The following is an 8055-nucleotide window of genomic DNA, read 5'->3' as shown; positions in this document are numbered from 1 at the left end:
AAAGCAGACAAAGCGCAAAAAATTTAGAACCAGAGCGGCAATAGAACCTATCATCGGACATTTAAAAACCGATTTTAGGCTGGCAAAAAATTACTTCATGGGAGAAACGGGACCACAAATCAATGCATTACTAGCTGCAACCGCTTGGAACATGAAGAAAATGATGGAACTACTGAAACAGAAAATTATTTTCTTATTTTATAAGATACAAATTATGCTGTTTTCTAATCCTGTTTTTAAAAATAAATTAAATAGTGGGTTTTGTTAAGGAACGACTATTTACTTGAGTTAATCAATTCCTTCACGTCCACATCCAACAATTTGGCAATCGCTAAAAACGTTTCCATAGAAGGTTGGATTTCGTTGGTAACCCAACGAGAAACTGAAACTTCGCTTTTACCTAGTTTTTCTGCTAACCACCTGTTGGTCTTACTCTTCTCGGCTAGAATAACTTTTAACCTATTGATTTTCATTGATTGTTATTTGATTAACATAAAACGTTAAATATAAGAAGAAAATTTTTGAGTTTAAACATTATTTTTAGTATTTTTGATTTAGAAATAAAACATCAACGCAAAGCGTAAGCTGTCGTATTGGTACAAGAAAACCGCTAAAATTCTTAGATAACCAAATTCGATAGGCTTACGCCCATGTCTTATATTGGCGTGGGCTGTAAGTTCTATCTGGTTATCGGGTTCTTAGCGGTACCTCTTGTACGGATTGGCTTCAGTTCCACGCTTTTTAATTATAAAATCATGGCGAAAACTAAAGATGAAAAAATTGAAGGCTTTAGAAGTGCGTATTTAGGTATATTCCAGATCCTAAAAAATTTCGAGGAAATAGGTATTTCTAATGAAGAGATTACTTTGTTTATGAAAAATTTGATCCACAATGAAGTTATGTTTTCTGCAAAATTTTATTACTGTGCACAAGAAGAATGCTTTAAATATGAAACAAATTTCCCAAAGGAATTCGAATTATTTAAACAATTATTAATGCTTGAATGCAAGAAATGCTAAGTTTTTTTCCGACTATATTATTTCTCTTCTTTTAAAAAATCCAAATCATTTTCATCCAGTTTTATTGTAAAACCTTTGGAAAAAACACCATCATTTTTGGAGACTTTATTTAGCAGAAAATTTAATTTTGAATTGAGAATTTCGTTTTTTTGAGATAGAAAATCATGCGATTTCTCTAACTCTTTGTAACGATAATTTTGAAAAATATTTTCCTCTTCATTCTCTCTTTCTACTTTCGTAGACAGATTATTATTTATTTTTTCTAGTAGTTTAAAAGTTTCATTTTCTTGTTTTGAAACCATTTTAATTTCATCAATAATACTGGTAAAATAGTTCATTTCATAAGCGCTTAATCTCTTAAGAATACTATCAGTTGATTTTAAGTTTTTATTAATATGCTTCGATAGGATTTCCGTTAGCTGATTGTTAGAAATATCATTTAAAATTTTAGCGTTATTCACTGTTTTAATCATATCTTGAATTAACAAATCATACGAAGAGATGCCGAGAGATTCTTTCAAAATCTTCAAATTTAACATCGTGAGGTAGCGAACTCGTATTTTTAGATCTTTTGCATTTGTACCACTTTTTATATCCATGTTTTATAATGTAATTATTTGATTTTCAAAATTTTAATTTATCGAATGCCATAATTTGTGCAACAAATTAGCTTTTACACTAAACGTAAAGTGTTGATTTTTAACGAACTCCGATTTTGTCGGTGTTCCCTCTTGCTCTCCAAAATCACCCTTAGAGTTTTCACAAAAAATTGGACTTTTCTTCAAATTGAATTAATCAAGAGATCGTTAACATCCTTAAAATTGCCTAAAACTTTTACTCGAATATCTTTCGCTTCAGGAAAGAATTCAATTATATTTCTTGTGCACTTATCGCCTGCTAAATCATTATCAAGCAATAAATAAATATTAGAATATGCTGCTAAAAAATCAAACGACTTTTTTAACAATGAAACAGAATTTAGAATCAAATAATCGGATTTTTTTTCTTCGAATAAGTTCAATTCTAAAAAAGATAAATAATCAAAAAAAGCTTCAAAAACTACTACGTTTTTAGAATTATTCTTTATCAGAGAGATATCCTTTTTTCCTAAACAACCTTTCCAATAAGGAGATGAAATTTCAAAAGAATTTTCACTATTATTTTTGAAAGCAATACCATAAAATTTTTTGATTTCGTTTTTGTTATTTTCCACTTCATAGTGTACTTCTTCTAATTTTTCAGATTGCCTAAAAACTTTCCTTTTTTGCAAATATTCGATAAGATTTTTATTCGAAATTTTATCCAAAACACTAATTATTTTGTACTTTTTACTTTCAAGATTAGAAACATTATCTTCTCGCTGGTGAAAAGAAAAAAAACTTTGCTCAAAAGCCCACTTTATTGCTTCAGAAATTGTGCAATTAAAGTATTTCATGATAAAATCAATATTCCCACCTCCAGTTCCTTCTGAGAATAAATACCAAACATTTTTAGATCTAGAAATTTTAAAAGAGCTGTTTTTTTCTTCTGAAAAAGGATTGAAAAACCAAACATCATCACCAGAAATTTTTGAAGGAAAATGTCCTAGACTTGCCAAAATTTCTTCGATTTTGACAAGGTTTATTTTTTTTGCGTTCATATTTTTTTCTTTTCACCAGCAAATAATTCATATTTTCAAAATGTAAAAACCTTTTATAAAAAGAAAAACTTTTATATACTTTTATATATACTTTTAATTTTCGCCGCAACCCACTTCTAGCAGCTTGATAAGGTTAATTTTGGCAGGAGTGCAATTCCGAAAGTGAAAGGAGTGCAATTCCGAAAACAACAGGAGTGCAATTCCGAAAACTTTGCATTTTACGCAGGAGTGCAAATCCGAAAACATTCTCATTCCCTTAAAAAGTTATCCACATTTTGACTTTTGAAAATTGAAACAGGAGTTCAAATCCGAAAACTTTGAAAATATCTACCCCGTTTTAACATTTCTTTAACTCCTTGGAGTGCAATTCCGAATTCAGCAGGAGTTCAAATCCGAAAACTTTGAAATTTTAAACGATCACAGGAAACCCATTTGGAAATTTTCTTCCCGATTCTGAAAGTTGGTAGATCTCAATTAGTATTCTTTGCATTTCTTCTAAAAACATCTTCCCTTTATAGATTGTAACCGCTATACGCTTTTTTCTACAAGACATCTTAAGTTCTCGATAAGCTTTATCAATAAGCTCCCTATGAAAAGGAAATTTATTATATTCATTTTCAAATTTTAGAAAATGATGATCTTCAATTTCAAATCTTGATTTGAAGTAGCGTAGCCTTTGTTTGATTCTTATCAATACGGTAGTTTCCTCAGAAATGCTTAAATCATCAATTTTCTTGGTTAAATATGGTAGAATAAAAATGAGTTGCCGTGAATATTTATAATTGAAAGATAAATCGCTGTATTGGTTCAAACTTTTTCTAACTTCTGATAAGAATTTTGTACAAAAATCTCCCGAATTCGCATAGTTTAAATCAAATTTTTTATTGAATGTCGTAAGAAGTATGCTTGTTCCTTGAAACGGAACTTTCTTAAGCCACAAAGCAAAAAGGATGTGCTTATTATTTTTCACGTTATAAACCAAATTGTAAAGTAATGGGTTATATTCAGAAATTACTACAATTTTCCTCAGCCAATAGCGGCTAATTAGAAAAGTTGTTTCTCCTCTTTTATTGTAGCTAGGATTGGAAATTAAGCCACCAAATGTCTTTATTTCTTCTCCTTTTGAATTAAGTGCCTTATGCCACTCCATTTTGAACTTAGTCAAAAATTCGTAAGCTTTGATTACCTGAAGGGTACTCCCAGAAGGTGAAATACGAGCATTTTTTATACTTAACTGTACAAATACATTATTTTCCGTCTCAAATTCTTCTTCAAAAAGTGATAATTGCCTTGGTCTATCTTCTGGGCGAAATTGGTCATTTCTGACAATAAAAATTATGTTAAAAATAACCCGCAGTGCATTAATCGGAATATCTACAAATTTTCTTGCATCCATTAAAAAATCATCCAGAAGTTCATTGGGAAATCTAATAAAATCGACATTAGAATCATCCCAATTATAGCGCTTTCTAATTTTCTTATCATTAAAAATAGGATTCATAGCTTCCTATTTTTTAAATGAAAATTCTACAGCTTCATTTGAAATTTCATCTTTAGATTTATTTGCATTTTGAAGTAAAAATTCATCAATTTTTTTTCTTTCGAAAAACAGCACTTTCCCATTAGGTTTCGAAAAAGGAATACTGTTAGAATGCACAAGTTTATAAATATAAGATTTCTTAAATCCTGTGTAATCTGCAAGTTCTTCAACGTTTAGAACATCTTTCAAACCGAAAATATATTTTTCAATTCGGTTTAGCTTGTGGAGGATAAGTTCGTTTTCCATTTGTTTCGTTTTAATGATTTAACGAAGCAAAATTAGAGTAAGAGAATAGGGAAAACTAAGTTATGTACGTTATGTTTCAGCTATGACATATCTGATTTACAAATATTTATAATTTTTTCGTAAAAATCCTCCTGATAGTCAACCAAAGTTGAAGAGTTTATTTTTGTGAACGATTGTTCAATCGGTCGATTCTTACCATCCTGAAATATAGTTTCATTAGTTTTCGAGTCTTTCGCTTGAAATATAAAATTATCTTTAATTATTTTAAATACTTTCTGAAATTCAAAATTCTCTTTTTTCATTAAAACTTTTAGCAATAAAATAAGATACGAATAAGTCAAATTTCCTTTATACTTTCCAATATAAACAATTGGCTCTTCCAACCTATATCCTGCAATCAATTGTTCAAAAGATAACAAACTTGTTTCTGACGAAAAAATATCGTTTGATTTTAAGTAAAATAATAACTCTTCTACTTTTTCTCTTTTAACCGGGTGAAAAGGGCTTGAATTTTTTCTTTGAAAATCATTCTCTTTTTTGACTTTTTTAACCATAAAAATACAGACATTAGTGAATAAAACTACCATTGTCACCGTCAGTAAATCCAAAGGAATACCCTTCCAATTTGAAAAGCCATAAATTGAAAATAAAATCGCAATTAAAAACATTAGCAGAACTGCAATATCTTTTGATTTGTCAAAATTTTTGATAATGCCATTTAGGACGGAAATAATTAATGGTTTGAAATATAAAACCAACAGAATAACTTGCACAATGATTAATGCAAAACAACTCAAATAAAAAATATTAAAAATCGTTTCCATATTTTAAAGTTCAATTTTTAATTCCGGTATCATTTCGGCCGCTTCTTTCATTTTTGCATCTACAATTTTTGCATAAATAGCGGTGGTTCGAATCTCTCTGTGTCCAAGTCTTTTCGAAACTGTATAAATATCAGCTCCATTTTCTAATAATAAAACAGCATTTGTATGCCTTGCAGAGTGAAAAGTAATATGTTTAGGAACGCCAGCTCTATTACACCAGCGAACTAATTCAGTATTGTAAGTCATTCCGTATTTCAAACCTCGAAAAACCCGATCTTGAGGATGTTGTCGTTCTCCAAGCAATTCCCTCGCTTGTTTTGAAATATATAAATACTCAACTCCATCAGTTTTTTCTTGTCGAAAATTAACCTTGGTAAAATCTCCTTCATCTCGAACTTCACTCCATACCAATGTATTTATATCAGACCAACGAAGACCAGACAAACAAGAAAAAAGAAAGGCAGATTTTAATATTGGATATTTACACTCCGACTTAGCTAAAGCTTGAAGTTCATCAAAAGTTAGATATTCTCTTTGACTTTCAGCTTGTTCAAAAGATTTTACTTTAGAGGCATAATTAACCGTGAGATAACCATCTTCAAAAGCTTTTCGGATGGACGCTTTAAATTTATTGAAGTAAGAATATTTAGAATTTTGTGAAAGTGGAAGATCACTTTTTGTTAATGCTTCCTTTTCAAAATAGTTTTTAACTCTTTTAATGAAATTTTCATCCACTTCATCAAAAGTTACATTTTTAGAAACAATCTTTTTAAGATGTTGTAATGTAGAAAACCAATTACCATAATTATTGGATGAATCTTGCGTTTGTTTTTCTTCTGTCAATTCTTCAAAAAAGGCAAGAAAAGTTCTTTTTGATTTTGTGGTGCTTTTCAAATCGAATTTTCCTTGAGCATATTCAGCTTTTTTAATTGCAAGAACACTTTCAGCAAATGAAAGTCCTTCTTTATTATGCTTTTTCTCAGCTGGAGTTTTTGGCTCTGAAAATAGGTAAGTATCCAAATTTTCAAAACTCCTAAGGTGTCTTCGCTTACCTTCAGAATTAACTTCTGATCCACGATAATATTCAATGGAAAGACTTATTCTGCCATCTTTTAGTTTCCTTTTATTCAGCGATATTTTCATATACTTGTATTTGTACTACATTTTATCAAAACGTACCACTTCATAATGATACGTGGTACATAATTGGTAACAAAAGTACAAACAAAGTATTACAAACGAAAATAAAATTTATATAAAGTACTGCAAATCAAATAAAAGAAAACAAAAGAAATTAAAAGAAAGCATATTTATTTCCCGATACAGAACTTAGAGAAAATATTCCCGAGCACCTCATCATTCGTGAATTCGCCCGATATCTCACCCAGCTGTTCCAGGGCATTGCGAAGTTCGTAAGCCAGGAGCTCTGTTGTGATCTGTGACTGTACAGCCTCTTCTACCCTGACAACAGAATCCAATGATTTTTGAAGCGCTTCAAAATGGCGCTGGTTGGTAATGACGACATTGCCCTCTTCGGACTGAAGTTCTTCCACAAAAGACGACAATTCATTTTTAAGTTCCTGAATATTTCGGTTTTCTATGGCTGATATTTTTATAAAGTCAAAAGGATAATCCAGTGCGCCGCGGAAAACCTGTTCTACAGCATCCAGCTTTGTAGGTATCACTTCGTCAATCTTTGTAAGGCAAATAATCAGTGCCACACCATCATGCCAAAGTGACCTTATCATGTCTATATCCTGCGCGAAGTCCTCTGTACCCGCATCTGCCAGGTAAACCAAAACATCAGCACCAGCTACTTTTTCTCTTGCTTTTCTTACACCTATGGCTTCGATCTCGTCTGCCGTATCACGAAGGCCTGCTGTATCAATCAGCCGGAACGGATGCCCCTTGATATGCAGCACTTCCTCTATGGTATCTCTTGTAGTGCCCGCAATATTGCTTACGATAGCACGCTCTTCTTTCAGCAGTGTGTTGAGCAGTGTGGATTTGCCGGCATTCGGTTTCCCGATAATGGCCACGGCAGTACCGTTTTTTACAGCATTACCGTATCTGAAACTTTCCAGCAGGCTGCCCAATTTAGTTTTGAGATGATCAATCAGGTTTTTGAGTGCCGCACGGTCCGCAAATTCTACATCTTCTTCTGCAAAATCCAGTTCAAGTTCTATTAACGAAGTAAAATTAAGCAAATCATGTCGCAGCAAGCTTATTTCTTTGGAGATACCACCTTTCAGCTGATTAAGTGCCACTTTCCTGGACGCTTCGTTTTCTGAGGCAATGAGGTCGGCAATGGATTCGGCCTGGGACAGATCGATCCTGCCGTTCATAAACGCTCGCATGGTAAACTCACCGGCTTTAGCCATCCTGGCGCCGTTTTTTATCAATACTTCTAAAATAGCTTTACCGATATAGGGGGAGCCATGAAAGGATATCTCTACAGAGTCCTCGGTGGTAAAGGTTTTTGGTGCCCGGAAAACGCTTACCATTACCTCATCGATAATATCCGAAGAAGCTTCTGACGCCTCATGCCTGACTTCAGATTTTTTATCAATAATATAACCATAATGCACGGTGTGGGATTTTACCCTGGTTAGATCCTTTCCGTCAAATATTTTATTTACGATTTCGAATGCTTCATTACCGGAAACCCTGATAATTCCGATAGCTCCCATACCGTTAGCTGTGGCCAGCGCGCAAATAGTATCTTGATTCATAATTACAAAATTAAGCTTTTATGAAGCAAAACCGGAAACATTGCAAAAGATTCTT

The 8055-nt window shown here is 32.2% G+C and carries 9 protein-coding genes and 1 pseudogene; 2 read left to right on the top strand and 8 right to left on the bottom strand.

Annotated elements, in window-relative coordinates:
- Positions 1-268, top strand: a pseudogene (locus tag B0B05_RS16835) (hypothetical protein); the annotation flags it as partial.
- Positions 269-275: 7 nt separating this feature from the next.
- On the opposite strand, the gene B0B05_RS13150 reads toward B0B05_RS16835, so the two are convergent.
- Positions 276-473 (bottom strand): helix-turn-helix transcriptional regulator, encoded by a 198-nt coding sequence (locus tag B0B05_RS13150; protein ID WP_076784088.1) that lies wholly within the window; start codon positions 471-473, stop codon positions 276-278.
- 282 nt (positions 474-755) lie between these two features.
- Here B0B05_RS13150 and B0B05_RS13145 point away from each other — a divergent pair, with 282 nt between their 5' ends.
- Entirely contained in the window at positions 756-1019 is a 264-nt protein-coding gene (locus tag B0B05_RS13145) for a hypothetical protein (RefSeq protein ID WP_143746031.1), read from the top strand.
- Positions 1020-1036: 17 nt separating this feature from the next.
- Here the strand turns inward: B0B05_RS13145 and B0B05_RS13140 are convergent, their stop codons facing one another.
- The 7 genes from B0B05_RS13140 to mnmE form a co-directional block, all read right to left on the bottom strand.
- Entirely contained in the window at positions 1037-1618 is a 582-nt protein-coding gene (locus B0B05_RS13140) for a hypothetical protein (RefSeq protein WP_076784086.1), read from the bottom strand.
- A 182-nt stretch (positions 1619-1800) separates the two neighbouring features.
- Positions 1801-2658, bottom strand: coding sequence for a toprim domain-containing protein (locus B0B05_RS13135; protein ID WP_076784085.1), 858 nt, complete (start codon positions 2656-2658; stop codon positions 1801-1803).
- A gap of 409 nt (positions 2659-3067) precedes the next feature.
- A complete protein-coding gene (locus B0B05_RS13130; RefSeq protein WP_076784084.1) occupies positions 3068-4159 on the bottom strand; it encodes a hypothetical protein in 1092 nt (363 codons plus the stop codon).
- Positions 4160-4165: 6 nt separating this feature from the next.
- Positions 4166-4444 carry a helix-turn-helix domain-containing protein gene (locus B0B05_RS13125; protein ID WP_076784083.1) on the bottom strand — a complete coding sequence of 93 codons (279 nt, stop codon included), beginning with the start codon at positions 4442-4444 and terminating at the stop codon, positions 4166-4168.
- A gap of 80 nt (positions 4445-4524) precedes the next feature.
- Positions 4525-5268 (bottom strand): hypothetical protein, encoded by a 744-nt coding sequence (locus B0B05_RS13120; protein ID WP_076784082.1) that lies wholly within the window; start codon positions 5266-5268, stop codon positions 4525-4527.
- A gap of 3 nt (positions 5269-5271) precedes the next feature.
- Positions 5272-6411, bottom strand: coding sequence for a tyrosine-type recombinase/integrase (locus B0B05_RS13115; RefSeq protein ID WP_076784081.1), 1140 nt, complete (start codon positions 6409-6411; stop codon positions 5272-5274).
- A gap of 167 nt (positions 6412-6578) precedes the next feature.
- Entirely contained in the window at positions 6579-8000 is a 1422-nt protein-coding gene (gene mnmE, locus B0B05_RS13110) for a tRNA uridine-5-carboxymethylaminomethyl(34) synthesis GTPase MnmE (protein ID WP_076784080.1), read from the bottom strand.
- Positions 8001-8055: the final 55 nt, after the last annotated feature.

This window comes from Epilithonimonas bovis DSM 19482 (genome assembly GCF_900108115.1).
GTDB classification, from domain to species: Bacteria; Bacteroidota; Bacteroidia; order Flavobacteriales; family Weeksellaceae; genus Epilithonimonas; species Epilithonimonas bovis.
The sequence above is the reverse complement of the archived record's forward strand: the minus strand, read 5'-3'. Positions and strand labels throughout refer to the sequence as shown.